Genomic DNA, 23,691 nt, shown 5'->3' on the forward strand with positions numbered 1-23,691 from the left:
AAATGCATCCGTATACCAGTGTGAATTCTCTTCTTTCTGGATACACATGCGACCTCTTCTCACCCTGATTGCCTGCTGCTGCGTCCTCGCGACCGCCAGCGCAGCAAACGATCCGCTGATTTCGCCTTCGACGAAATCGGCGGTGGGTGGCGCCACGGGGTCGATCGCGTCCATTCGTCCGAATAGTCCAGGTTCTTCCAGCGCTTCCGCATCCAGTGGCTCTTCGCCGACCCGCAAGATGTCCGAGCGCGAGCGCGAGGCCGAGGCGGAATCCGACCTGTCGGCCAAGATCGCGGCGCGCCTGGCCATCATGCGCGCCAACCAGCAGGCCCGCGCCGCCGCGGCGGCCAAGGCCAAGAAGGTCGCCGCCGCCGCGCCGGTGGTGCCCAGGGTGTACAGCAATGTCTGGTCGTACGAGGGCGAGAACGGCCCGGCCAACTGGGGCAAGATCAATCCCGAGTGGGCCAAGTGCGGCACCGGCAACCGCCAGTCGCCGATCGATATCCGCGACGGCATGAAGGTCGAGCTGGAACAGATCGCCTTCGACTACCATCCCTCCTCGTTCAACGTGACCGACAACGGCCACACGGTGCAGGTCATGCTCGGCGGCGGCAATTTCATCACGGTGAACAACCGCATGTATGAGCTGATCCAGTTCCACTTCCACCGGCCGTCGGAGGAGCGCATCAACGGCAAGGGTTACGAGATGGTGGTGCACCTGGTGCACAAGGACGGCGAGGGCAAGCTGGCCGTGCTGGCGCTGCTGCTGGAGCGCGGCAAGCCGCAGCCGGTGATCCAGACGGTGTGGAACAACCTGCCGCTGGAGAAGCTGGAAACGCTGGCGCCATCGACCGTGCTCGATCCGATGGACCTGCTGCCGGCGCGCCGCGACTACTTCACGTTTATGGGTTCGTTGACCACGCCGCCGTGTTCCGAGGGCGTGTTGTGGCTGGTGATGAAGGAGCCGGTGCAGGCCTCGCCGGCGCAGATGGCGCTGTTCAGCCGCCTCTATCCATTGAATGCGCGGCCTATCCAGCCGGGTTCCGGCCGCATCGTCAAAGAATCGAATTAAAGATCTGACTTAATCCGCAGTGATGCGATGGTTGCCGGTCCACGTGGCGCCGGCGGCCAGCTGCTGCTGGTCGATGCGCGCCGGCTCGATGCAGACGAAGCGCAGATACTCGTCATCGGCCAGGTCCACCAGCGCCCTGGCGTCGTCCTGGCCCGGATTCCACACCACCCAGTTATCGTAGCCTTGCTGCTCCAGGCGCAGCGTGGCGTTGGCCGTGTTCAGCGTCAGCGTCGGCGTGGACTGGTACAGGCGGTCCAGCTTCGCGGTGAAGTGTAGCGCCGGATGCTCCTGCGTCAGCGTTTCCTGGTGATGGTCGGTGCAGCGCATGTGCTGCAGGCCGCTGATGCTGGTCGCTGCCAGCTGGCCGACGTCGTAGTAGGTGTGCAGCGCGACGCCGAACGGGAACTCCTGTGTGCCGCTGTTATGCACGGTGAACTGCGCATCGAGCGACTCGCCGTGCAGGGTGAAGCGCAGCGTCAGTTCGAAGGCGTGCGGCCAGGCTTGCGCGTGTTCCGGCGCCAGGTCGTTTTGATTGAGGCTGAATTCGAGGAAGGACTGGCCGCCGTCGCCGCCGCTGCCGGTCAGGCGCCAGGTGCTGACGCGGGCGAAGCCATGGCGCAGGCCGGGGCCGCGCACATTAAACTGCGGGAAGATCACCGGCACGCCGCCGCGTATGGCCTTGCTGCCGTCCAGCGGCGTCTGCGAGCTGACGAACAGCCGCTCCTTGCCGTCGCCGGTTTTCCAGGACAGCAGGTGGGCGCCGAACAGCGACACCGTCGCCTGGCTGCCGTCGGCCGCCGTGATTTGTACTGCCGGCAGTGCGCCGTATTCCGTGTTTGCTATTACAGCCATGTCTCGTCCGTTTTAATCAGGTCAGCCGGTTCTTTGCCAGCGGTGGGTTCTTCGCGAAATAACGCCGTATGCCCTTGACGATGGCATCGGCCAATTGGTTCTGGTAGCCGTCGTCGAGCAGCTTGGCTTCTTCTTCCGGGTTGGAGATGAAGGCGGTTTCGATCAGGATCGACGGAATGTCCGGCGCCTTCAGCACCGCGAAGCCGGCCTGCTCGACCGAGCCTTTGTGCAGGCGGTTGATGCCGCCGATCTCGCCCAGCACCGACTTGCCTAGCCGGAGCGAATCGTTGATCTGCGCCGTGGTCGAGAGGTCCAGCAGCACGCTGGCCAGCTGTCGGTCCTGGGTCTTGACGTTGACGCCGCCGATGGTGTCGGCCAGGTTTTCCTTGTCCGCCAGCCAGCGCGCGGCCGACGAGCTGGCGCCTTTTTCCGACAGCACGAACACCGACGAGCCGCGCGCGGTGGGCTGCACGAAGGCGTCCGCGTGGATCGAGACGAACAAATCGGCCTGCACCTTGCGGGCTTTGTCGACGCGGGTGCCGAGCGGCACGAAGTAGTCGCCGTCGCGCGTGAGCATCACGCGCATATTGGGGAATTCCTCGATCTTGTCCTTCAGGCGCTTGGCGATGGCCAGCACGATGTCCTTTTCGCGGCTGCCGTTCTTGCCCGAAGCGCCGGGGTCTTCGCCGCCGTGGCCGGGGTCCAGCACCACGGTCAGCATGCGTATCAGCTTGCCGTTCTTGTCGGTGCGGGTTTGGGCTTCGGCGGTTTTCAGCTCGTTCTTCAGTTCCGCGCGCGGCTCGGCCTTGGTGTTGGGCTTCAGTGCCTCCAATTGCGCCTGCGGCGCGGCGGCGATGGCGTCGGCTTCGGACGGCTTCAGCGGCGGCATGTCGCCCTTGGGCGCGCTGCCGCTTGCGGCCGCGCCGGACGGCGGCGGTTTGCCGTCTGTCGACCAGTCGCCTTTTTCGATCATCGCGGCGATCGGGTCGACCGGCTTGACCGGATACAGGTCGAAGATCAGGCGGTGCTTGTAGTTGCCGGCCGGGGCCAGCGTGAACACCTGGGGTGTGATCTCTTCCTTCAGGTCGAACACCAGGCGCACCACGTTGGGCCGGTTCTGGCCCACGCGCACCTGCTTGATGTACGGGTCGTTGGACTGGATCTTGGCGACCAGGCTTTTGAGCGTGGGGTTCAGCTCCAGGCCTTCGATGTCGACCACCATGCGTTCCGGGTCTTTGACGATGAAGTGGGTGGCCTTGAGCGCGGCGTCGTTTTCCAGCGTGACGCGGGTGTAGTCCTCCGCCGGCCAGACTCGCACCGCCAGGATTTGCGCGGCGTAGGCGCGGATCGGCGCCACCACGGAAAGCAGCAGCGTGGCGCCGGCCTTGAGGACGGTGCGGCGCGAAACAGGCTTGCTGCTCACATGTTCGGGGCGAATTTGAGGCGTTGAAGGCATGAGTTACCCAGTGCGGTGGACGCCTGCAATTCTACATCACGGCCGTTGCCGGCCACAGTCAGAAACAGGTTGATATCGGCGGCAGGCAGCACGCGGTCGGCCTTTTCGGGCCATTCGACGATGCAGATGTTGTCGCCGTTGAAGTCTTCACGGAAGCCGGCGTCGAGGAATTCCTCCGGGCTGCCCATGCGGTACAGGTCGAAATGGATCACGCTGACGCTGCGACCGTCGAGCTCGATTGCATACGGTTCGGACAGGGTGTAGGTCGGGCTTTTGACCGTGCCCACATGGCCGGCCGCGTGCAGCAGGGAGCGGGTGAGGGCGGTTTTTCCGGCCCCCAGGTCGCCGTGCAGGTAGATCACCAGGCCGGGCGCCAAGGCGCGCGCCAAGGCCGTGCCCAGGGCGGCGGTGCCGGCTTCGTCATGGAGATGGGCTTGGAAGTGCTGCATCAATTAGAATGTCGTGTTGGTTGGATCGCCAGCCATTGTAACCGCCACCTGCTACCGATGTCCCTGCCTGTCACCAATTTAGCCGAACTTGCCCTCAGCATCAAGCGCTGGGGTGTAGAGCTGGGCTTCGCCGAAATCCGCATCACCGACATCGACCTCAGCCATGCCGAGGCCGGCCTGCAGGCCTGGCTGGACGCCGGCATGCACGGCGAAATGGACTATATGGCCACCCACGGCATGATGCGCGCCCGTCCGGCTGAGCTGGTGCCGGGCACCATCCGCGTGATCAGCGCCCGCATGAACTATCTGCCGAGGGACACGGAAACCGGCGGCGACAACGACTGGCGCGAGCGCGAGGCCCGGCGCCTGGCCGATCCCGGCGCCGCCGTGATCTCGGTCTATGCGCGGGGCAGGGACTACCACAAGGTGCTGCGCGCGCGGCTGCAGCAGCTGGCCGACAAGGTCAAAGCGGAGATCGGCGACTTCGGCTACCGCGTCTTCACCGACTCGGCGCCGGTGATGGAGCTGCCGCTGGCGGAGAAGGCCGGCCTGGGATGGCGCGGCAAGCACACCTTGCTGCTGTCGCGGACCGCCGGCTCGATGTTCTTCATGGGCGAATTCCTGGTCGACCTGCCGCTGCCGGTCGACGAACCGACCGGCCGTCATTGCGGCCAGTGCTCGGCGTGCATCGACATCTGCCCGACCCAGGCCATCCTCGGGCCGGGCAAGCTGGATGCGCGGCGTTGCGTGTCCTACCTGACGATCGAACTGAAAAGCGCGATACCGCTGGAGATGCGGCCGCTGATCGGCAACCGCGTCTACGGCTGCGACGATTGCCAGACCGCCTGCCCGTGGAACAAGTTCGCGCAGCGCGCGGTGCTGCCGGACTTCGACGAGCGCCACGGCCTGGGCAGCGCCTCGATGGTGGAATTGTTCGCCTGGAGCGAGGAAGAATTCAACCGCAAGATGGAAGGCAGCCCGATACGCCGCATCGGCCATGAACGCTGGCTGCGCAATATCGCGGTCGGCCTGGGCAACGCGGCGGCGGCCGGCGCCAAGGGCGATGCGGCCGTCGTGGCGGCGCTGATGGCGCGCCGCGAACACCCGTCGGAACTGGTGCGCGAGCACGTCGAATGGGCGCTGGCCTGCCACGCTTGAACTGCGCTACACTCGTGCGGTTCTTACACAAGGCCCACGCAAATGCATACTTCAACCAGATTCATTGCGCTGCTTGCCGGCGCATCCTTCACGCTGGCCGCGCATGGCGCCAGCTTCGACGACTGGGCCGACAAGGTCGCCAACGCCAAGGTGCGCAACGACCCTGAGCAGGCCACGCAGAAGCAGTACTTCAGCGGCAAGGAGCAGGATCGCCTGGACCGCAAGCTGACGCCGAACTCCATCGTCTACCGCGCCGGCGAAGTGGCCGCCGCCAAGACCGCGCTGGCGCAGCTGGCCAGGATCGACCAGCAGACGCTGACGCCGCAGCAGCGCGCCAGCGCCGCCAGCATCGCCTGGAATTTGCGTGGCGCCGTGGATGCCTGGCCTTACGCGGACTATAACTTCGTGTTCAACCAGTTCGGCGGCCTGCATGTGCAGCTGGTGAATTTCCTGACGCAGGCGCACCCGATCCGCAACCAGCGCGACGTGGAAAACTATCTGATGCGCTTGAAGGCGGTGGCCGGCAAGATGGACACCGGCATCGTGCAGGCGCGCGGCGCCGCCGGCCACGGCATCCTGATGCCGACCTTTTTGACGCAGTCCTCGATTGGCCAGCTGGACCGCTTCCTTGGCGACGCGCCGGAGAACAATGTCTTCGTCGCGACGCTGAAGCAGCGCATGAGCGGCTTGAAGGACGTGTCGCTGGAACAGCAGGCCAAGTTTGCGGCGGCGGCTGAAACCATCGTCAAGCAATCGATCATCCCGGTGTTCCAGCGCGCCCGCGCGATGCTGCAAGAGCAGCTGCCACGCACCACCAACGACGCCGGCCTGTGGCGCCTGCCCAATGGCGACAAGGCCTACGCGCTGTTGCTCAAGCAGATGACCTCCACCGACTACACGCCGGAGCAGATCCACAATATCGGCTTGCAGGAAGTGGCGCGTATCGAGAAGGAGATGGATGGTCTGCTGGCGTCGCTGGGCTACAGCGCCGGCACGATCAAGGAGCGCATGGCGCAGCTGGAGAAGGACTCGCAGCCGAAGGATGCCGATCCGCGTCCGGCGCTGCTGGCCCGCTACGACGGCGTGCTGCGCGACGCCGAGGCGCGCGCCAAGGAGCTGTTCGACGTGACGCCGAAAGCGCCGGTAGTGGTCAAGCGCGAGCCGTCCTTCACCGAGAAGACGGCGGCGGCTCACTACACGGGGCCGGCCAAGGACGGTACGCGGCCGGGCATTTTCTGGGCGCCGATGCCGGGGCCGGAGTTCCGCATCGTCGGCATGCGCACGCTGGTGTATCACGAGGGCGTGCCGGGCCACCACTTCCAGGTCGCGCTACAGCAGGAGAACGACAAGCTGCCGCGCTATCGCCGCGACCGCGTGTTCGCGGTGGGTTCGGCGTACGGCGAGGGCTGGGCCTTGTATGCGGAGCAGCTGGCGGCGGAAAACAACTGGTACGACGGTGACGTGGTCGGCCACCTGGGCCAGCTGGATGCGGAGCTGTTCCGCGCGCGCCGGCTGGTGGTGGACACCGGCCTGCACGCGATGAAGTGGACGCGCCAGCAGGGCATCGACTACGGCATTCCGGCGGCGGAAGTGGAGCGCTACGTCGCCATGCCGGGCCAGGCCTGCGCCTACAAGATCGGCATGATGCGCATCCTCGACCTGCGCGCCAAGGCGCAGAAAGCGCTGGGCGACAAGTTCTCGATCAAAGCCTTCCACAACGTGGTGCTAGAGACCGGCAACGTGCCGCTGCCGGTTCTGGAGCAGGTGGTGGACGAGTGGATCGCCGCGCAGAAGGCGGCTTAAAACAACTGCGGGGTCAAGTCTGACATTCGGACACGAGGTCAGCCGTTGAGCGATTTACAGTACAGCTCGTGTCCGAATGTCAGACTTGACCCCAGTTTTATTTCAGCAGGCCTGCGAGCTCGACGGCGGTCTTGACCTGCATCTTGTCGAAGATGTGGGCGCGGTGGACTTCGACGGTGCGCATGCTGATGCCCAGCTGGTCGGCCACCACCTTGTTCATCTTCCCCGCCAGGATCAGGTCCAGCACCTCGCGCTCGCGCGCCGACAGCGTGGCCAGGCGCGCGTGCACCGCCGCCATCGCGCCGGCCTGGCGCGAGTTGGCCATCGCTTCCTGCACGCGGTCCATCAGCTGGTTGTCGTTGAAGGGCTTCTCGAAGAAATCGAAGGCGCCGCGCTTGAGCGCATCGACCGCCATCGGCACGTCGCCGTGGCCGGTCAGGAAGATCACCGGCATGCGCTGCACCAGGCCGCGCGCGGACATCTGGTCGAACGCGGCCACGCCGTTCATGTCCGGCATGCGCACGTCGAGCAGCACGCAGTCGCCGTCGGCGTCGAACTGGCCGGCCTCCGTATGCGCCAGCAGCTGCGGCGCCGATTCGTAGGCGCGCGAGGGGATGCCGCGCGAGGTGGCGAGCCAGGTCAGGGAGTCGCGTACGACCGCTTCATCATCGACGATATGCAGCATGCTTCAAGTCTCCTGTTCTGCCGCCGCCAGCACCGCCGGCAGCGTGAAGGTAAATATGGTTCCGCCTTGCGGGTTGGCGCTGTGGGTCAGCGCGCCGCCGTGGAATTCTATCGCGGTGCGGCAGATGTTGAGCCCCATGCCCATGCCTTCCGCCTTGGTCGAGAAGAACGGCGAGAACAGGCGCTGCGCCACGTCCTCCGGTATGCCGTGCCCCTGGTCGATCACCGCCACGCTGACCTGCGCGTTGGCCGCGTCATACGCCGCCACCACGTTGAGTATGCGTCGCTGCGGCGGAATGTGGGCCATCGCTTCGATGGCGTTGCGGGTCAGGTTGAGCAGCACCTGTTCGATCATCACGCGGTCGGCGCGCACCGGCGGCAGGTCGGCGGGGATGCTGGCGTTGAAGGAGACGTAGGCCTGGCGCGCCTGCAGTTCGATCAGCGCGCGGATGCCGTCGAGCAGCGAGGCGATGCCGATCTCCTGCCGCTGCGGCTCGCTCTTCTTGACGAATTCGTGCACGCTGCGGATGATCTGGCCGGCCCGCTGCGCCTGCGCGCTGGCCTGTTCCAGCGCCGGCTTGAGCATGCTGCAATCGACCGCCGCGCCGCTGCTGTCGGCGCGCGCCAGCACATTGAGCGCGCCGGTGGTGTAGCTGGAGATGGCGGCCAGCGGCTGGTTCAGCTCATGCGCCAGCATCGAGGAGATTTCGCCCATGGTCGCCAGGCGCGCGCTCGCCTGCAGCTTCTCGTGCTGCTGGCGGTTCAGTTCCTCGATGCGCTTGCGGTCCGAGATGTCGAGGATGGAGCCCATCCAGCCGGTCTGGTTGCCATCCTTGTCGACCAGCGGCGCCTCGAAGATCAGCACCGGCACGCGCTCGCCGTCGGGGCGTTGGAAGATGGTTTCGAACTGCGGCGTGACCCTGCCCGCCAGGACCGAGGCGAAGCGGCTCTGGTATTCGGACATGGCTTCTGCCGCCCAGTAGGGCATGGGCGGCAGCATGCCGACCAGTTCCTCGGCCGGATAGCCGACGATGTGGCAGAAGGCCGGGTTGACGTAGGTGATGCGGCCTTCGAGGTCGCGCGCGCGCAGGCCGGTGACCAGCGAATTTTCCATCGCGGTGCGGAACGACATCTGCTGGCGCAGCGCGCCTTCCGCCTCCAGCCGGCGCGAGATGTGTCCCCACAGGGCCAGCAAGCTCCATAACAATCCCAGCGACAGCACGATCACCGAGCCGACCAGCAGGTTGGGCAGCAGCTGCGGTTCGCTCTTGACGCTGTCCGTCACCAGCGTGATGGTGGCGCCGGGCAGGTCCAGCGCGCGCTTGTGGGTGTAGACGCCGTGGCCGGGACCTGCGGCGGCGCGGCGCGCCAGCACCTTGTCGTCGCGGTCGATCAGCGAGACCTGGTTGTCCTGCGCGAACCACCACGGCACCATTTCCTCCAGCAGCGTGCTGGTTTGATAAGTGGCCACCAGGTCGCCCAGATATTCGTCGCCGCGGAACAGCGGCACGTGGTAGTCCATCAGCACGGCGGCGGGCGCGGCCGACAGGTTGGGCGTCTGCGCTTCCGGTTGGGTGTAGGTCGCGTGGCGGGTCTTGCGGGACAGCTCCATGCTTGCCAGCGAGGCGGCCGACAGTTCCACCGGCGCCGCCTGTGGATCGCTGCTGGCGGCCAGGGTGCCGTCCGGCCGCAGCCAGATCACGCGCAGCAGTTCGTGGCCGTTCTTCAGCAGGCGCGCCAGGCGTTCGTGCATCTGTCCCGGCGGCAGGCGGCCAGCGCTGATCTCGGCGCCCAGCCCGCGCAGGCTTTCCTCGTCGCGCGCCATTTGGAAGCGGATGGTTTGTTCGACCCACAACGTGTCGGCGATCAGCTGTTCCTGGCGCTCGTTGCTCTCCATCTGGCGCGCCTGCCATGGTAGCCAGATCAGGATCGCCAGGAAGAACAGCACCAGCACAATGGGCAGCAACCAGCGCAGCGAAGAGCTGTACTGGGCGCGGCGCGGCGGGGCTGGGACTTGTGTGGCTGTCATGGACACTCAGGGTAAAGCCTTGGAGTGGCGGCACCATTGTGGTTTTCCACAGTTGTGCCCCTTGTCACTAATGGTAAGAATCGGTCAAACTAGAACAATAGTGTATTTTAATTCCCTTCTGGAGACTTCATGAAACTGAAATCCGTACTACTGGCACTGAGCGTCGCTCTGAGCTTCAATGCCTACGCCCAGGCGCCTATCGTCATCAAATTCAGCCACGTGGTCGCCACCGATACTCCAAAAGGCCAGGCCGCCGAGCGTTTCAAGCAGCTGGCCGAGAAGGCCACCAATGGCCGCGTCAAGGTCGAAGTCTACCCAAACAGCCAGCTGTATAAGGACAAGGAAGAACTGGAAGCGCTGCAGCTGGGCGCCGTGCAGATGCTGGCGCCGTCGCTGGCCAAATTCGGCCCGCTGGGCGTGAAGGAATTCGAAGCGTTCGACCTGCCGTATATCTTCCCGTCGAAGACCGCGCTGTACAACGTCACCGAGGGCGAAATCGGCAAGGGCCTGATGAAGAAGCTGGAACCGAAGGGCATCATCGGCCTGGCGTTCTGGGACAATGGCTTCAAGGTCATGTCGGCCAACAAGCCGCTGCATAGCGTGGCCGATTTCAAAGGCCTGAAGATGCGTATCCAGTCGTCCAAGGTGCTGGACGCGCAGATGCGCGCGCTGGGCGCCAACCCGCAGGTGTTGGCCTTCTCGGAGGTGTACCAGGCGCTGCAAACCGGCGTGGTCGACGGCACCGAGAATCCGCCATCGAATATGTACACCCAGAAGATGCACGAAGTGCAGAAGTATGTGACGGTGTCCAACCACGGTTACCTGGGTTATGCGGTCATCGTCAACAAGAAGTTCTGGGATGGCCTGCCTGCCGATATCCGCACCGCGCTGGACAAGGCGATGAAGGATGCCACCACGTTTGAAAAAGCCATCGCCCAGCGCGACAACGACCTGGCGCTGGAAGCCATCAAGAAAGCCGGCAAGACCGAGATCTACACGCCTAGCGTGAAAGAGCAGGCGGAATGGCGCAAGGCGCTGCTGCCGGTGCAGAAGGATATGGAAGGCCGTATCGGCAAGGATCTGATCTCGGCGATCAACAAGGAAGCAGCTAAATAATTTAGCTCGTTTTTAAATTAAAAGGGAGGCCAGTTTCGAACTTGGCCTCCCTTTTTTATTACATCAAGCCCATCGCCTTGGGCAGCCATAACGACAGCCCCGGCCAGTAGGTCACGATCACCAGGAACACCAGCATCGTCAGCAGCCACGGCATCACCGCCACGGTCAGCTCGGAGATGCTCATCTTCGAGATGCCGCTGGCCACGTACAGGTTCAGGCCGACCGGCGGGTGGCACAGGCCCACTTCCATGTTGGCGTCGATCATGATGCCGAAGTGGACGGCGTCGATGCCCAGGCGGATCGCGGCCGGGTGCAGAATCGGCGCCATCACCAGGATGATGGACGACGGCTCCATCACGTTACCGGCCAGCAGCAGCAGGATGTTGGTGAAGAACAGGAAGCCGGCCTGGCCCAGGTCCTTGGCCAGGATCCAGTCCGCCATCGCCTGCGGAATGTTCTCGTGCGCCATCAGGAAGGAGAACAGCACGGCGTTGGTGATGATGTACAACAGCATCGCGCTCAGGCTGGCCGATTTCTTCAGCACTTCCGGCGTCTTCTTCAGCGGCATGTCCTTGTAGACGAACACCGAAATGATAAAGGCATACACCGCGCTCATCGCCGCCGCCTCGGTCGGCGTGAAGATGCCCTTGGTGATACCGCCGATGATGATCACCACCAGCATCAAGCCCCACACGCTGTCCTTGAACGCCTTGCCGCGCTCGCCCCAGGTGGCCTTGCGCATGCGCGGATAGCCGTTCTTCTTGGCCAGCACCCAGGTGGTGGTGCACAGCATCACGGTCAGCAGGATGCCGGGGAACAGGCCGGCCAGGAACAGCGCGCCGATCGAGGTGTTGGTGGAAATGGCGTAGATCACTTTCGGGATCGACGGCAGCATCAAAATGCCCAGCGAACCGGCGGTGATGATGACGCCGGCGCCGAAGCGTTTCGGATAGCCCTGCTTGACCATGGCCGGCAGGATGATCGAACCGATCGCCACCACCGTCGCCACCGACGAGCCGCACACCAGCGCGAACATGGCGCAGGCGATGATGCCGGCCAGCGCCAGGCCGCCGTGCCAGTGGCCGATCAGGCTGGTGGCGAACTTGATCATGCGCTTGGCCACGCCGCCGTGGGTCAGGAAGTTACCGGCCAGGATGAACAGCGGGATCGCCATGATCTCGAATTTCTCGATGCCGCTGAACAGCTTGAGCGCCACCGCCTCGACCGGCACGTGGGTCAGCAGGTACATGAACATCAGCACCGTCAGGCCGAGCGCGATGGAGACCGGGATGCCGGTCAACATCAGCGCCAGCAGCAGCGCGAACACGATGCCGACCTTGCCGCCGATCACGCACACCGCCAGCAGGATGGCGGCGATGCCGATCAGCCAGGTAGCCGCGCGTTTCTTGGACATGACATTGACTGAAGTGAGTGCAGCGCCGCTCATTTGGCACCTCCGTGGGCTGGGGTAGGGTGGGCGACGGCAAACATGTCGTCGTCTTCGGCATCGTCCAGGCCATCGACGTGCGATTCGTCCTGGTGCGGCATCTCGCCGGTGCGCCAGTAGACCAGCGACACCTGGATGAAGCGGAAGCACATCAGGTAGGAGCCCATCGGCACCACCGAGTAGATGAACCAGGTCGGCCACTCCAGGTCGGGCGTGGTCGGGCCTTCGGTCAGGGCGCTGATATCCATGCCCAGCTTGTTGAACAGCGCGTAGTGCAGGCCGTTTTCCCACACGAAGGTCAGGCCCAGCGTGCCGATGATGCCGGTGAACAGCATGCCGCAGGCCAGCGCGACGTAGGTGGCGCGGCGGCGCCAGGCGTCCGGCAGGCGGCTGACCAGCACGTCGACGCCGACGTGGACGCCCATGCGCACGCCGTAGGCCGCGCCGAACTTGGCCATCCACACGAACATGATGATGGCCAGCTCCTGCGCCCATTCGAAGTGCAGCGACAGCAGGTAATCCTGGACCCCGGGGATGGCCAGGCCGGTGCCGTAGCGGTGCACCACGGACAGGAAGATGATCAGGGTGGCGCCTGCCATCAGGAAGGTGATGATCCACTCCTCCAGATGATCCAGTAGTTTTGCGAACATGATTTGTCTCTAGGGTTTTATTGATACCGGGAAATCCGGCATTTTCGCCTAAATTATAATTTTGTTGGGATGAAAGCAATGAGGGGTACTACTAGGTCTTTTGGCAATTTCAAGCCCAATACCACAACTTTCTTGATATGCGTCAGATTTGTTTCATGTTTAAAGCAAGGCCGTCATCAGGCCGAAAAAAAAGGAGAAAAAGCGAAATAGATACGTTATGATTGCGTCGCTCTCAGGGATAACTGCATATCAATATGCGATCCGGTAGCAAGAGCCCAGAATTGTAGGTGGGGAGTGTGTAGAGAAACGGTACTGAATACCGGCAATAGATCGAGGAGACGCACGTTTTACAGAATGTCGTTGTTATAGTCGCTGAAGGCCGCCACAAGCGTGCTACGGGGACAGGCAAACGACCGGGAACGTGAAGCAGGATTTGGAAACGCACCGCAAGGTGCGTTTTTTTTTGCCTGTCGATCCGTTGTCGTTGGCGGCGCGGATTTACAATGCAACCGTGTGGTTTTTTTAATGTAGTTCGAATGCAACAAAATGGTGCATTTCGACAACTTTAGCCGGATTTTTTGGTGCATAGCGTGTGATGAAAATACAACAGCAGCATGAATTGTTTTCCGCCGTCCTGGATTTGCCGCTTGGAAAACTGGGCGTGCGCACGGCAAGTGGTCTGATAACGGAACTGTGTTACCTGCCGCCCCATTTTGATGCAAAAGCACCACAGGACGCCGTCGCGGAACTGGCGGCCGGGCAGCTGGAGCAGTATTGCCAGGACGCCGATTTCATCTTCGACCTGCCGCTCAAGCGCGCCGGCACCGAGTTTCAGCACAAGGTCTGGGACGCCATCCGTTCGATTCCGCGCGGCAGCGTGCGCAGCTATGGCGAGCTGGCCCGGCACATCGGCTCGGCGCCGCGCGCGGTGGGCCAGGCCTGCGGCGCCAACTGGTTCCCGGTGGTGATTCCTTGCCACCGCGTCACCTCGGCCAGCGGCCTGGGCGGCTTCGCCAACAGCGACGACCCCAATGGCTACCTGCTGGGCATCAAGCGCTGGCTGCTGGCGCATGAAGGATCGAGCGAATACGCATGGCAACAGACAACACTGCTCTGATCGACGAGTTCTGCGACAGCCTGTGGCTGGAGGACGGCCTGTCGAAGAACACGCTGGAAGCCTACCGGCGCGACATGCGCCTGTTCGCCACCTGGCTGGAGAAGAAGCGGCCGCAGGTGGCGGGGCTGGCGGCGGTGGCCGCGCACGATATCGAAGGCTATATCGCCGCCCGCCACCAGGACAGCGGCAAGGCCACCTCGTCCAACCGGCGGCTGTCGGTGCTGCGGCGTTTCTACCAGATGCTGCTGCGCCAGCGCCGCATCGCCGACGACCCGACGCTGAAATTGGTATCTGCCAAACAGCCGGCGCGCTTCGTCCACACCTTGAGCGAAATTCAAGTGGAGGCCTTGCTGGCGGCGCCCGACGTCGCCACGCCGCTGGGCCTGCGCGAGCGCACCATGCTGGAGCTGATGTATGCCAGCGGCCTGCGCGTGTCCGAGCTGGTCACGCTTAAGCTGCTGGAGTTGAGCCTGAACGACGGCGTGCTGCGCATCACCGGCAAGGGCGCCAAGACGCGGCTGGTGCCGTTCGGGCAGCAGGCGCGGGTGTGGATCGAGCGCTACGTCAAGGAAGCGCGCGGCATCATCCTCAACGGCCAGGTCGACGACGCGCTGTTCATCACCGCGCGCGGCGGGCCGATGACGCGGCAGATGTTCTGGGTCTTGATTAAAAAACATGCATTAAAGGCCGGCATCACCGCGCCGCTGTCGCCGCACACCTTGCGCCACGCCTTCGCCACCCACTTGCTGAACCACGGCGCTGACCTGCGGGTGGTACAGTTACTGCTGGGGCATTCGGACATTTCGACGACGCAAATCTACACCCACGTCGCCCGCGAACGCCTGAAGCATTTGCATGCGCAACATCATCCTCGCGGCTGAAAAACTTGCGCCGGCCGTAACTGCGTCATAATGTGGGCAGGTAATCGAACCGTATAAAGAAGAGGTGGCAAATGGCAAAGACAAATTTCGCGTATGAAAAGCGCCAGCGTGAGCTGGAAAAGAAGAAAAAAGCGGATGAAAAAGCCCGGCGCAAGGCCGAGCTGAAGCAGAACCCCGGCCTGGCCCAGGAAGGCGAGCTGGAAGAGATGGACGGCGACGACGCCGCCGATGGCGACGCCGCAGCGGCCGAGTAAGAACGAAAAAAAACCGGGCATGCAGCCCGGTTTTGCGTGGTGCCTGCTAATCAGGCGACTTCGTTGCGGCTCTTGACGTCGTGCAGCGGCTCGATGGCGTCCTGCAGCGCGGCCTCTTCGTCGTGCGCCTTGCCCTTGAAGAAGCGGGCGCAGCGCTTGCCCAGGCTGTCCAGGTAGGTGTAGGCCACCGGCACCACCACCAGGGTCAGCAGGGTGGAGGTGATCACCCCGCCGATCACCGCACGGCCCATCGGCGCCTGCGTTTCGCCGCCGTCGCCCATGCCGATCGCCATCGGCAGCATGCCGAACACCATCGCCAAGGTGGTCATCACGATAGGCCGCAGCCGCACCTGGCCGGCCGACATGATGGCTTCGCGCTGGCCCATGCCGCCTTGCTGCGCATGGTTGGTGAAGTCTACCAGCAGGATCGCATTCTTGGTCACCAGGCCCATCAGCATGATGAAGCCGATCACCGAGAAGATGTTCAGGGTGCTGCCGGTAATCAAGAGCGCCACCAGCACGCCGATCAGCGACAGCGGCAGCGACATCATGATCGCCACCGGCTGCAGGAAGCTGCCGAACTGCGAAGCCAGCACCAGGTAGATGAAGATCACCGCGATGCCCAGCGCGATCATGGCCGACGACATGCTCTCTTCCATGTCCTGCGCATTGCCGCCGACGTCGAAGCGCACGCCGGCCGGCAGCTCGATTTCCTTCATGGCCTTCTTGACGTCGCTGTCGACGTCGCCGCCCGGACGGCCTTCGACACCGGCATACACCGCCACCCGGCGTTGCAGCGCCTGGCGCTTCAGCACCTGCGGGCTGAACGACGGCACGAAGTCCACCACCTGGCGCAGCGGCACCATCACCGGACGGCCGTCCGGTCCCAGCTTGCTGGAGGCCAGCGACAGGTCGGCCAGGTCGGCGATTTTCTGGCGGCCGGATTTCGGCAGTTGCACGTTGACGTCGTAGTTCTGGCCGTCGTCGGCCAGGAAGTGGCTGGTGGTGTCGCCCGCCACGAACGGCCGCAGCGCGCTGCCGATCTGCTGCACCGACAGGCCCAAATCGCTGGCCAGCTCGTTGTTGATCTTGACCGTGGTCGACGGGTTGGCGCCTTCCTGGCTGTATTCCAGGTCGGCGATGCCCTTGATCTTGCGCATCTTGTCCATCAGGTGATGGGCGACGGAATCGAGCTTGCCTTCGTCGGTGCCGAGGATGGCGATGAAGATCGGCTTCCAGCCCACCGACATGGTGATGCCGGCGATCTTGCTCAGGCGCGCGCGCACCACGCCTTCCAGCTCCTTCTGCGAGCGCCGCTTGTAGGTCTTGCGGTCCTGCAGCTTCATGTCGATCTGGGCGTTGTTGCGGCCGTCCTGGGTGCCGACCACCGAGATCACGCTGGCGATTTCAGGGAAGGCCTTCAGCGCTTCCTCGACCTGGTGCACCTTGTTGTCGGTGTACTCCAGGCTGGAGCCGACCGGCGTCTTCAGGTGCAGGTTGATCCAGCCGTTGTCCTGGTCGGGGAACATCTCGCCGCCTATCATCGGCACCAGCATCAGGCTGGCGACGAACAGCGCGGCGGCGAAGGCCAGGGTCAGCTTGCGCCAGCGCAGCGCCACCGCCAGCACCTTGCCGTACACCACGTGCAGCGCCTCGACGCCGCCCTCCAGCCAGTGCATGAAGCGGCCCAGCCACGGCACATATTTGAAACGGTCCTTGACCGGGTCCGGCCACACCGACGACAGCATCGGGTCGAGCGTGAAGCTGACGAACAGCGACACCAGCACGGCCACCGCGACGGTGACGCCGAACTGCAGGAAGAAGCGGCCGATGATGCCCTGCATGAAGGCCACCGGAATGAACACGGCGACGATGGCGAAGGTGGTGGCCATCACGGCCAGGCCGATTTCATTGGTGCCGTCTTCGGCCGCGCGGCGGTGGTTCTTGCCCATGCCCAGGTGGCGCACGATGTTCTCGCGCACCACGATGGCGTCGTCGATCAGCAGGCCGATGCACAACGACAGCGCCATCAGGGTCAGGAAGTTCAGCGTGAAGCCGAAGAACTTCATGGCGATGAAGCTGGCCATCACCGAGATCGGCAAAGTCAGGCCGGTGATGATGGTCGAACGCCACGAGTGCAGGAACAGGAACACGATGAACATCGTCAGCACGGCGCCTTCGATGATGGTTTCCTTCACGTTGTCGAGCTGGCTTTGCACCTTCAGCGATTCATCGTTGAGCACGGTCAGCGTGATGTCGGCCGGCAGCGTCTTCTGCAGGTCGGCGGCGACCTTCTGGATGCGGCGGCCCACTTCGACCACGTTGGCGTCCTGCACCTTGGTGATGTCGATGGTGACGGCGCGCTTGCCGTTCAGGCGCGAGACCGACAGTTCTTCCTGCGCGCCGTCGATCACGGTGGCGACCTGCTCCAGGAATACCGGACCGTTGGCGCGGCGCGCCACGATGATCTTGTTGAAGTCGCGCGCATCCTTCATCTTGCCCTCGACCCGCACCAGCTGCTCGTTGCCGGCAAAGCTGATCGAGCCGGCCGGCAGGTTGGTGTTGGTGGCCTGGATGGCGTTGATCACTTCATCGACGCCGATGGCCTGCGCGTTGAGGTCGTTGGGACGCAGGCTGATCAGGATCTGGCGCGAGGCGGTGCCGTTCAGGCGCACCTGGCCGACGCCAGCCACGCCCTGGAAGCGCTTGCCGATCAGCTGGTCGGCCATGGTCGACAGGTCGCGCAGCGAGTGGTCGGTGGCGGTCAGGCCGATCTGCGCGATCGGGCGGCTGTTCTCGCCCTCGAAGCGGACGATGAACGGATCCTTGGCTTCTTTCGGGAAGCGCGGGCGCACCTGCGCCACCTTGTCGCGCAAGTCCTGCATCGCCTTGTCCATATTGGTGGACAGCTCGAAATCGATGTACAGGCCGGCGCGGCCTTCCCACGAGTTGGCGCGCAGCGTCTTGATGCCGCTGACGGTGTTGACCACGTCCTCCATCGGCCGCGTGATGTCGTTCTCCACCGCCTCGGGCGACGCGCCCGGATAATTGACCTCGATCAGCGCGCCGGGGATGTCGACGTTGGGCATGGCTTCCAGGCCCAGTCCCCGGTAGGAGAACAGGCCCAGCACCACCAGCGCCACCATCACCATGGTGGCGAAGACGGGGTTCTGGATACTGGTTTTAGTGATCCACATGATTTAACCCTTCTGAGCCAGCATGGCGGACTTTGCCGAATTGGTCAGCAGAGCCGGCGTGGCGACATTGGCCGGCAGCTTGACCTGGCTGCCCGGCTTGACGCTGTCGAGCTTGGAGACGATGACGTTGGCGCCTTGCTCCAGGCCTTCGACCACTTCGGCGTAGCCCTCATCCTCGTTGCGCAGCCCCAGCTTGACCGGCTGCGCGATCACCTTGCCCTGCTCGATCTTGTACACCACCTGCTGGCCCTTGTCGGTGCGCAGCGCCGTCATCGGCACGATGGGCATCACGGCGGAACGGTCGGTGACGATGCTGCCCTTGGCGAACATGCCGGCGCGCAGCGCGCTGTCGTCGTTCCTGACCGAGATGTAGACCAGCATCGCGCGCGAGCCAGCCTCGGTGGCCGGGTTGATGCGCGCCACCTTGCCGGCGAAGTCGCGGCCCTGGAAGCCGTCGACCCTGAACTTGACGTCCTGGCCCACCTTGACGCGCGGGATTTCCGAGGCCGGCACCTGCGCCTCCAGCGTCAGCTCGGCCAGGTTGACGATGCTGTAGACCGGCATGTCCGGCGCCAGCTTCTCGCCGGCCTGCACGTGGCGCTTGCTGACCACGCCGCTGATGGGCGCCTTGATGACGCCGTCGTTCAGCGCGATGCGCGCGATCTCCACCATCGCGGCGGCCGACTTGACGTTGGCGCGCGCCAGGTCGACGCTGTTCTGGGTCGAATCGTAGGCGTTTTGCGAAATGTATTTCTGCTTGAGCAGGGCGCCGCTGTTGGTCTCGTTCTTGGTCGCCAGCGACAGCTTGGCCTGCGCCTCGTCGAGCATGGCCTGCTGCTGTTGCAGGCGCGCGCGCAGGTCGGACTGGTCGATGCGCGCCAGCACCTGGCCGGCGGACACCGCCATGCCTTCCTGCACCGTGGTGGCCTCCACCACGCCCGACACCTTGGACTTGATGGTGGCCGAACTCAGGGGCGCCAGCGAGCCGGATAAGGGCAAGCTGACCGCCAATGACCTGGCATCGATGGCCGCGATATCGCCGCTGGCCAACTCGAAGATTTCCTGTTTCTTTTTATCGTCCTTGGCCGCCTGCGCGCTGGGCGGCGGGGCGTCCTTCTTGTGCATGACGGTCCAGCCGCCGCCGGCCAGGCCGATGACGATCAGCGCCGCCAGCGGCTTGCGCCAGCGCTTGCTGCGCACCGTGGATTGTGGGGAGACGGGCAAGGTTTCTAGTTTCATATCGTTCTTCTATTTAAAGGTCGCCACGGCGCATATTGGCACTTTAGGAATTTTCAAGGCCGGCCGCCAGAGAAATGCGACAGGCCGCGAAAAAATACGGATGAACGGTAAAAACGCGGGATCAAGCGCGTTTGATGGAAGTCAATGGTCGATTCCTGTCAGCGGCAAGAATGAGCAAGGCCTGAGAGGGCGCTATGGGCGCTATGCCGGAGAGGGCCAGGTGGCACCAGCACACAAACGAGATGACGGCGCGGGCGCGGACTTGCTCGCGATGTATGCGCAAACCAGCGACGCCTTGCTGTTGTTGCAAGATGGCCGCGTGGTGGCCTGCAATCCGGCCGCGCAGGCGCTGTTCGAGTGCGCCCAGCCGGACCGCCTGCTGGGCCTGGGATTGGTCGATTTGTCACCATTGCAGCAGGCCGAGGGCGTGTTGTCGGCGCGCGCGCTGGCCGACTTGCTGGCCGATGCGCAACGCGACGGCAACCGCCAGTTCGAATGGTGCTGCGTGGGTTGCGGCGGGCGCCGGTTTTGGGCCGAGGTGTTGCTGACCGCCATCGGCCCGCAGCGCATGGTCGCGGTGATCCGCGACATCTCGGCCCGCAAGCAGGACCAGCTGGTGATGTACCTGGCCTTGCTGGCCGACGTCGCCGACCGCCGCCGCTCCGAGGAGCAGACCCGCCACCTGGCCGAGCACGATTTCCTGACCGACTTGCCGAACCGGGTGCTGCTGCTCGACCGCCTGAGCCTGGCGATGGCGGTGGCGCGGCGCAAGCGCAGCCGGCTGGCGATCCTGTTCCTCGATCTCGACCGTTTTAAAAATATCAACGACACCCTGGGCCATCACGTCGGCGACCAGTTGCTGCAGGAGGTGGCGGCGCGGCTGGTGCGCTGCGTGCGCAGCGTCGACACCGTCAGCCGCCAGGGCGGCGACGAGTTCGTCATCATGCTGCCCGAGATCGGCGGCATCGACCAGGTGGCGCACCTGGCGGACACGGTGCTGAACGCCATCAGCCAGGAGTTCGTGCTGGAGCCGCACCGGCTGCATGTGAGCACTTCGATCGGCGTCAGCATCTACCCGGACGATGGCGCCGACATCGACACCCTGGTCCGTAACGCCGACCTGGCCATGTACCACGCCAAGGAAAAAGGCCGCAACGGCTTCCAGTTCTTCAGTCCCGAAATGAACGCGCAGATCGTCGAGCGGGTGACGTTTGAAAACGACTTGCGGCGCGCGCTGCGCGAGCAGCAGTTCGTGCTGGAATACGAGGCCCAGATCGACATCGCCAGTGCGCGGCCACTGGCGGCCGAAGCCTTGCTGCGCTGGCGCCATCCGGCGCTGGGCTTGCTGCGGCCGGAGCGTTTCATCGCGGTGGCCGAGGACAGCGGGCTGATGGTGTCGATCGGGCAATGGGTGCTGGAGCAGGCCTGCCGCGACGCCCGCCGCTGGCAGGATGCCGGTTGTCCGCTGGCGGTGGCGGTCAACCTGTCGCAGACGCAGTTCCTGCAGCGGAACCTGGCCGACAGCGTCGCCGCGGCGCTGACCTTGTCCGGCCTGGCGCCCGAGCTGCTGGAGCTGGAGCTGACCGAGGCCGTCATCATGAAGCACAGCTCCACTGCGCCGGCCACGCTGCGCGCCTTGCGGGCGCTGGGCGTGCGGCTGGCGATCGACGACTTCGGCACCGGCTATACGCGGGTTGGCCATTTGCGCGAGTACCCGTTCGACAAGTTGAAGATAGACCGCACCTTTATCGGCGACATCGACGGCGCTGGCGACGGCGCGGCGCCGCCGGTGGTGGTGATCGCCATCATCGCGATGGCGCGCAGCTTGGGCTTGACGGTGTTGGCGGAAGGGGTGGAGACCGAAGCGCAGCTGCATTTCCTGGCGCAGCATGGTTGCCAGCAGTACCAAGGGCACTATGTGCGGCAGAACGGCTTGCTCGACGGCCTGGGCGGCCTGCTGGACGGTGCCTGATACGCCAGGCTACATGGCTTGGGCGCGGTCGCGCGCGCCGTACAGGCGCAGCCGCACCAGCACCTGACCGTGGTCGGACGCTTCCGGCTTGTCCTGCAGCAGGTGGTCATTTAGATAAGTCACGTCCAGCACCTCGCCGACCGCGTAGCGCGAGGCCGGGTTGAACTCCTCCGACACCAGCACATGGTCGATGGTCATGTAGTGGCCCTCGTGGATGTTGGTGTAGCCGACCTGGCGCAGCGTGTCGCGGCCCAGCTGGATCTGGTTGCAATCGAACATGCGTCCGCTCAGTTCCTCGCCCGGCAGGCCGGCCGCGCCGGAACCCATGACGATGGCGGTGGTGACGGCGTCGGCGGTGTCGTTGAAATCGCCCAGCACCACGCGCGGCCGGCGCGCGCTGCTTTCGAGCTGGCTGAGCAGGGCGCGCAGGGCCACCGCCTCGGTGCCGCGCCGTATCAGCGAGCGCAGGTTGGCTTGCGCGTATTGCATCGGATCGGCGTAGTCGTCGCCGCTGCTGTAGTCGGGCCGCTTGGATTTGAGGTGGATGACGATCACGTCGACGATGCGCTGGTCCGGCAGCAGCACCTGCGCGTGCAAGGGCGCGCGGGCGAAGCGGTCGGCGTCGCGGCTGCCGGCCGGCAGCGCCACGCCGTCGGGGAAGGCGCGGTATTCGGCGGCCGGCGCCGCCAGCGGCAGGCGCGAGATCAGCGCCACCTGCGGCACCACGCGCGCGGCGCCGGTGCTCGGATCGGGCGCGGCGTCGAAGCCGGCCAGCGTGGCTTCGCGGTAGCGGGCGCTGTGGGCCAGCACGTCGCGCAGCGCCGCCAGCGAGAAAATTTCCTGCAAGCCGATCACGTCGGCGTCGAGCTGGTCCAGCTGCTGCGCGGTCCACAGGACTTTCGCTTGGTACTCGGCCGGCGTCAATGGCGGCAGATTGTCGTACAATTTCGCCCCAGGCTGGGAAAGATTGCAAACATTGAAAGTGGCAAAGCGAATTTCCTGCTGCATAATTAGAAACTCCCGATCGACATTACTTCACAAGCAGCGTATCACGCATGGCTAAAAAAGAGCACATCTCCGAGACCCCGGCAACGCAAATGCTGCGCAAACATAAGGTGGTCTTCAGTGAGCACCCCTACGACTACGAAGAACACGGCGGCACCACGGTGTCGGCGCGCGAACTGGGCGTGGACGAACACGCGGTGGTCAAGACCCTGGTCATGCAGGACGAGGCCGCTAAACCCTTGATTGTGCTGATGCACGGCGATTGCAAGGTCTCGACCAAAAACCTGGCGCGCGGCATCGGCTGCAAATCCGTCGAACCCTGCAAGCCGGAGGTGGCCACCCGCCACAGCGGTTACCAGATCGGCGGCACCTCGCCGTTCGGCACCCGCAAGGCGCTGCCGGTGTATGTCGAGGATAGCATTCTTGCGCTGGAAACGATTTATATCAATGGCGGCCGCAGGGGTTATCTGGTTGGCATCGCGCCGCAGGTGTTGATCGATTTGTTGCAGGCCAAGCCGGTGCACTGCGCGCTGGCCGATTAGTTGGCTGATTGGCCGCCGGCAGTGTATATTCAGCGGCCCCCAACGGGCGTATGACTACTTTTGAGGAAATAATGAATACAGTTTGGATGACCGTCGCCGCCTATCTGATCGGCTCGATCTCGTTTGCCGTCGTGATGAGCAAGTTGTTCGGCATCGCCGATCCCCGCACCTACGGCTCGAAAAATCCCGGCGCCACCAATGTGTTGCGCAGCGGCAATAAGGCGGCCGCCATCATGACCCTGATCGGTGACGGCGCCAAGGGCTGGCTGGCGGTGTGGCTGGCGATCCGTTACCAGAATCAGTTGCAGATCGGCGACGCCACCATCGCCCTGGTGGCGATCGCGGTGTTCCTGGGCCACCTGTGGCCGGTGTTCTTCCGCTTCGTCGGCGGCAAGGGCGTGGCGACCGCGCTGGGCGTGCTGCTGGGCCTGAACCCCTGGCTGGGCCTGGCCACGCTGGTGACCTGGCTGGCGGTGGCGTTCGCGTTTCGCTACTCGTCGCTGGCGGCGCTGGTGGCGGCGCTGTTCGCGCCGTTCTACTACGGCCTGCTGTTCGGCGTCGAGCCGCAGCTGTTCGCGGTGTTCGTCATGAGCGCACTGTTGGCTTTCCGTCACAGCAAAAACATCTCGAATTTGCTGGCTGGCAAGGAAAGCCGCATCGGCAGCAAAAGCAAAGAAGCCGTCAAAGCCAAGAAAAAGTAAGGCCATCCCCCGTCCCGGCGCTTGATTTTGCGCCGGGCATCGCCATATGCTGAAAATTACGTTTAGC

At 64.1% G+C, this 23,691-nt stretch carries 20 protein-coding genes; 10 read left to right on the forward strand and 10 right to left on the reverse strand.

The window, feature by feature from the left end:
• Positions 1 to 46: 46 nt before the first annotated feature.
• Positions 47 to 1,072: a carbonic anhydrase gene (locus D0T21_RS19440; RefSeq protein WP_116991548.1), complete on the forward strand. Its 1,026-nt coding sequence runs from the start codon at positions 47 to 49 to the stop codon at positions 1,070 to 1,072.
• A gap of 9 nt (positions 1,073 to 1,081) precedes the next feature.
• Here D0T21_RS19440 and D0T21_RS19445 read toward each other — a convergent pair whose 3' ends face one another.
• Genes D0T21_RS19445 through tsaE form a run of 3 tightly spaced genes read right to left on the reverse strand, consistent with a single transcriptional unit; the run spans position 1,082 to position 3,829 of the window.
• Positions 1,082 to 1,924, reverse strand: a complete 843-nt coding sequence (locus D0T21_RS19445) for a D-hexose-6-phosphate mutarotase (RefSeq protein WP_116991547.1) — start codon at positions 1,922 to 1,924, stop codon at positions 1,082 to 1,084.
• 16 nt (positions 1,925 to 1,940) lie between these two features.
• Positions 1,941 to 3,380 carry an N-acetylmuramoyl-L-alanine amidase gene (locus D0T21_RS19450; protein ID WP_116991546.1) on the reverse strand — a complete coding sequence of 480 codons (1,440 nt, stop codon included), beginning with the start codon at positions 3,378 to 3,380 and terminating at the stop codon, positions 1,941 to 1,943.
• Positions 3,344 to 3,829 carry a tRNA (adenosine(37)-N6)-threonylcarbamoyltransferase complex ATPase subunit type 1 TsaE gene (gene tsaE, locus D0T21_RS19455; protein ID WP_116991545.1) on the reverse strand — a complete coding sequence of 162 codons (486 nt, stop codon included), beginning with the start codon at positions 3,827 to 3,829 and terminating at the stop codon, positions 3,344 to 3,346. The genes D0T21_RS19450 and tsaE overlap by 37 nt, the downstream gene beginning before the upstream one ends.
• A 57-nt stretch (positions 3,830 to 3,886) precedes the next feature.
• Here tsaE and queG point away from each other — a divergent pair, with 57 nt between their 5' ends.
• Together queG and D0T21_RS19465 are read left to right on the forward strand one after the other, a co-directional pair.
• Complete coding sequence (gene queG / locus D0T21_RS19460) at positions 3,887 to 4,987, forward strand: tRNA epoxyqueuosine(34) reductase QueG (protein WP_116991544.1); 1,101 nt, start codon at positions 3,887 to 3,889, stop codon at positions 4,985 to 4,987.
• 42 nt (positions 4,988 to 5,029) lie between these two features.
• Positions 5,030 to 6,790 carry a DUF885 family protein gene (locus tag D0T21_RS19465; protein WP_116991543.1) on the forward strand — a complete coding sequence of 587 codons (1,761 nt, stop codon included), beginning with the start codon at positions 5,030 to 5,032 and terminating at the stop codon, positions 6,788 to 6,790.
• A 97-nt stretch (positions 6,791 to 6,887) separates the two neighbouring features.
• On the opposite strand, the gene D0T21_RS19470 is transcribed toward D0T21_RS19465, so the two are convergent.
• Both D0T21_RS19470 and D0T21_RS19475 read right to left on the reverse strand, forming a co-directional pair.
• Positions 6,888 to 7,475 (reverse strand): response regulator transcription factor, encoded by a 588-nt coding sequence (locus D0T21_RS19470; RefSeq protein ID WP_116991542.1) that lies wholly within the window; start codon positions 7,473 to 7,475, stop codon positions 6,888 to 6,890.
• Between the two features lie 3 nt (positions 7,476 to 7,478).
• Entirely contained in the window at positions 7,479 to 9,503 is a 2,025-nt protein-coding gene (locus D0T21_RS19475) for a PAS domain S-box protein (RefSeq protein ID WP_116991541.1), read from the reverse strand.
• A gap of 129 nt (positions 9,504 to 9,632) precedes the next feature.
• On the opposite strand from D0T21_RS19475, the gene D0T21_RS19480 reads away from it, so the two are divergent.
• Positions 9,633 to 10,619, forward strand: a complete 987-nt coding sequence (locus D0T21_RS19480; protein WP_116991540.1) for a TRAP transporter substrate-binding protein — start codon at positions 9,633 to 9,635, stop codon at positions 10,617 to 10,619.
• A 58-nt stretch (positions 10,620 to 10,677) separates the two neighbouring features.
• Here the strand turns inward: D0T21_RS19480 and D0T21_RS19485 are convergent, their stop codons facing one another.
• Positions 10,678 to 12,033: a TRAP transporter large permease gene (locus tag D0T21_RS19485; RefSeq protein WP_199538528.1), complete on the reverse strand. Its 1,356-nt coding sequence runs from the start codon at positions 12,031 to 12,033 to the stop codon at positions 10,678 to 10,680.
• A gap of 29 nt (positions 12,034 to 12,062) precedes the next feature.
• Positions 12,063 to 12,716: a TRAP transporter small permease gene (locus D0T21_RS19490; protein ID WP_116991538.1), complete on the reverse strand. Its 654-nt coding sequence runs from the start codon at positions 12,714 to 12,716 to the stop codon at positions 12,063 to 12,065.
• A gap of 595 nt (positions 12,717 to 13,311) precedes the next feature.
• Between D0T21_RS19490 and D0T21_RS19495 the strand changes: the two genes are divergently transcribed.
• From D0T21_RS19495 to D0T21_RS19505, 3 genes are all read left to right on the forward strand, one after another.
• The gene (locus D0T21_RS19495; protein WP_116991537.1) at positions 13,312 to 13,833 is read left to right on the forward strand and encodes a methylated-DNA--[protein]-cysteine S-methyltransferase; all 522 of its coding nucleotides are present in this window, start codon (positions 13,312 to 13,314) and stop codon (positions 13,831 to 13,833) included.
• Positions 13,809 to 14,714: a site-specific tyrosine recombinase XerD gene (gene xerD, locus D0T21_RS19500; RefSeq protein ID WP_116991536.1), complete on the forward strand. Its 906-nt coding sequence runs from the start codon at positions 13,809 to 13,811 to the stop codon at positions 14,712 to 14,714. The genes D0T21_RS19495 and xerD overlap by 25 nt, the downstream gene beginning before the upstream one ends.
• Before the next feature lie 71 nt (positions 14,715 to 14,785).
• On the forward strand, positions 14,786 to 14,968 hold the full coding sequence (locus tag D0T21_RS19505) for a hypothetical protein (protein WP_116991535.1): 183 nt from the start codon (positions 14,786 to 14,788) through the stop codon (positions 14,966 to 14,968).
• A gap of 50 nt (positions 14,969 to 15,018) precedes the next feature.
• Here the strand turns inward: D0T21_RS19505 and D0T21_RS19510 are convergent, their stop codons facing one another.
• Positions 15,019 to 18,165, reverse strand: a complete 3,147-nt coding sequence (locus tag D0T21_RS19510; protein ID WP_116991534.1) for an efflux RND transporter permease subunit — start codon at positions 18,163 to 18,165, stop codon at positions 15,019 to 15,021.
• 3 nt (positions 18,166 to 18,168) lie between these two features.
• Positions 18,169 to 19,404 carry an efflux RND transporter periplasmic adaptor subunit gene (locus D0T21_RS19515; protein ID WP_116991533.1) on the reverse strand — a complete coding sequence of 412 codons (1,236 nt, stop codon included), beginning with the start codon at positions 19,402 to 19,404 and terminating at the stop codon, positions 18,169 to 18,171.
• Positions 19,405 to 19,624: 220 nt separating this feature from the next.
• Between D0T21_RS19515 and D0T21_RS19520 the strand changes: the two genes are divergently transcribed.
• Positions 19,625 to 21,376 carry a bifunctional diguanylate cyclase/phosphodiesterase gene (locus D0T21_RS19520; RefSeq protein ID WP_229211551.1) on the forward strand — a complete coding sequence of 584 codons (1,752 nt, stop codon included), beginning with the start codon at positions 19,625 to 19,627 and terminating at the stop codon, positions 21,374 to 21,376.
• Positions 21,377 to 21,385: 9 nt separating this feature from the next.
• On the opposite strand, the gene D0T21_RS19525 is transcribed toward D0T21_RS19520, so the two are convergent.
• Positions 21,386 to 22,384 carry an endonuclease/exonuclease/phosphatase family protein gene (locus D0T21_RS19525; RefSeq protein ID WP_116991532.1) on the reverse strand — a complete coding sequence of 333 codons (999 nt, stop codon included), beginning with the start codon at positions 22,382 to 22,384 and terminating at the stop codon, positions 21,386 to 21,388.
• Between the two features lie 47 nt (positions 22,385 to 22,431).
• On the opposite strand from D0T21_RS19525, the gene ybaK reads away from it, so the two are divergent.
• A complete protein-coding gene (gene ybaK / locus D0T21_RS19530) occupies positions 22,432 to 22,923 on the forward strand; it encodes a Cys-tRNA(Pro) deacylase (RefSeq protein WP_199538527.1) in 492 nt (163 codons plus the stop codon).
• Positions 22,924 to 22,994: 71 nt separating this feature from the next.
• Positions 22,995 to 23,624: a glycerol-3-phosphate 1-O-acyltransferase PlsY gene (plsY, locus tag D0T21_RS19535; protein WP_116991530.1), complete on the forward strand. Its 630-nt coding sequence runs from the start codon at positions 22,995 to 22,997 to the stop codon at positions 23,622 to 23,624.
• Positions 23,625 to 23,691: the final 67 nt, after the last annotated feature.

The organism is Duganella sp. BJB476 (genome assembly GCF_003416895.1).
GTDB lineage: Bacteria > Pseudomonadota > Gammaproteobacteria > Burkholderiales > Burkholderiaceae_D > Rugamonas.

What these genes read in the sequence shown, in the direction of transcription:
- D0T21_RS19515 (WP_116991533.1), bottom strand. Translation starts at nt 19,404, where the DNA reads ATGAAACTAGAAACCTTGCCCGTCTCCCCACAATCCACGGTGCGCAGC.
- D0T21_RS19480 (WP_116991540.1), top strand. Translation starts at nt 9,633, where the DNA reads ATGAAACTGAAATCCGTACTACTGGCACTGAGCGTCGCTCTGAGCTTC.
- D0T21_RS19440 (WP_116991548.1), top strand. Translation starts at nt 47, where the DNA reads ATGCGACCTCTTCTCACCCTGATTGCCTGCTGCTGCGTCCTCGCGACC.
- plsY (WP_116991530.1), top strand. Translation starts at nt 22,995, where the DNA reads ATGAATACAGTTTGGATGACCGTCGCCGCCTATCTGATCGGCTCGATC.
- D0T21_RS19525 (WP_116991532.1), bottom strand. Translation starts at nt 22,384, where the DNA reads ATGCAGCAGGAAATTCGCTTTGCCACTTTCAATGTTTGCAATCTTTCC.
- D0T21_RS19475 (WP_116991541.1), bottom strand. Translation starts at nt 9,503, where the DNA reads ATGACAGCCACACAAGTCCCAGCCCCGCCGCGCCGCGCCCAGTACAGC.
- D0T21_RS19510 (WP_116991534.1), bottom strand. Translation starts at nt 18,165, where the DNA reads ATGTGGATCACTAAAACCAGTATCCAGAACCCCGTCTTCGCCACCATG.
- D0T21_RS19505 (WP_116991535.1), top strand. Translation starts at nt 14,786, where the DNA reads ATGGCAAAGACAAATTTCGCGTATGAAAAGCGCCAGCGTGAGCTGGAA.
- D0T21_RS19495 (WP_116991537.1), top strand. Translation starts at nt 13,312, where the DNA reads ATGAAAATACAACAGCAGCATGAATTGTTTTCCGCCGTCCTGGATTTG.
- D0T21_RS19490 (WP_116991538.1), bottom strand. Translation starts at nt 12,716, where the DNA reads ATGTTCGCAAAACTACTGGATCATCTGGAGGAGTGGATCATCACCTTC.
- D0T21_RS19445 (WP_116991547.1), bottom strand. Translation starts at nt 1,924, where the DNA reads ATGGCTGTAATAGCAAACACGGAATACGGCGCACTGCCGGCAGTACAA.
- D0T21_RS19485 (WP_199538528.1), bottom strand. Translation starts at nt 12,033, where the DNA reads ATGTCCAAGAAACGCGCGGCTACCTGGCTGATCGGCATCGCCGCCATC.
- xerD (WP_116991536.1), top strand. Translation starts at nt 13,809, where the DNA reads ATGGCAACAGACAACACTGCTCTGATCGACGAGTTCTGCGACAGCCTG.
- tsaE (WP_116991545.1), bottom strand. Translation starts at nt 3,829, where the DNA reads ATGCAGCACTTCCAAGCCCATCTCCATGACGAAGCCGGCACCGCCGCC.
- D0T21_RS19450 (WP_116991546.1), bottom strand. Translation starts at nt 3,380, where the DNA reads ATGCCTTCAACGCCTCAAATTCGCCCCGAACATGTGAGCAGCAAGCCT.
- ybaK (WP_199538527.1), top strand. Translation starts at nt 22,432, where the DNA reads ATGGCTAAAAAAGAGCACATCTCCGAGACCCCGGCAACGCAAATGCTG.
- D0T21_RS19470 (WP_116991542.1), bottom strand. Translation starts at nt 7,475, where the DNA reads ATGCTGCATATCGTCGATGATGAAGCGGTCGTACGCGACTCCCTGACC.
- queG (WP_116991544.1), top strand. Translation starts at nt 3,887, where the DNA reads ATGTCCCTGCCTGTCACCAATTTAGCCGAACTTGCCCTCAGCATCAAG.
- D0T21_RS19465 (WP_116991543.1), top strand. Translation starts at nt 5,030, where the DNA reads ATGCATACTTCAACCAGATTCATTGCGCTGCTTGCCGGCGCATCCTTC.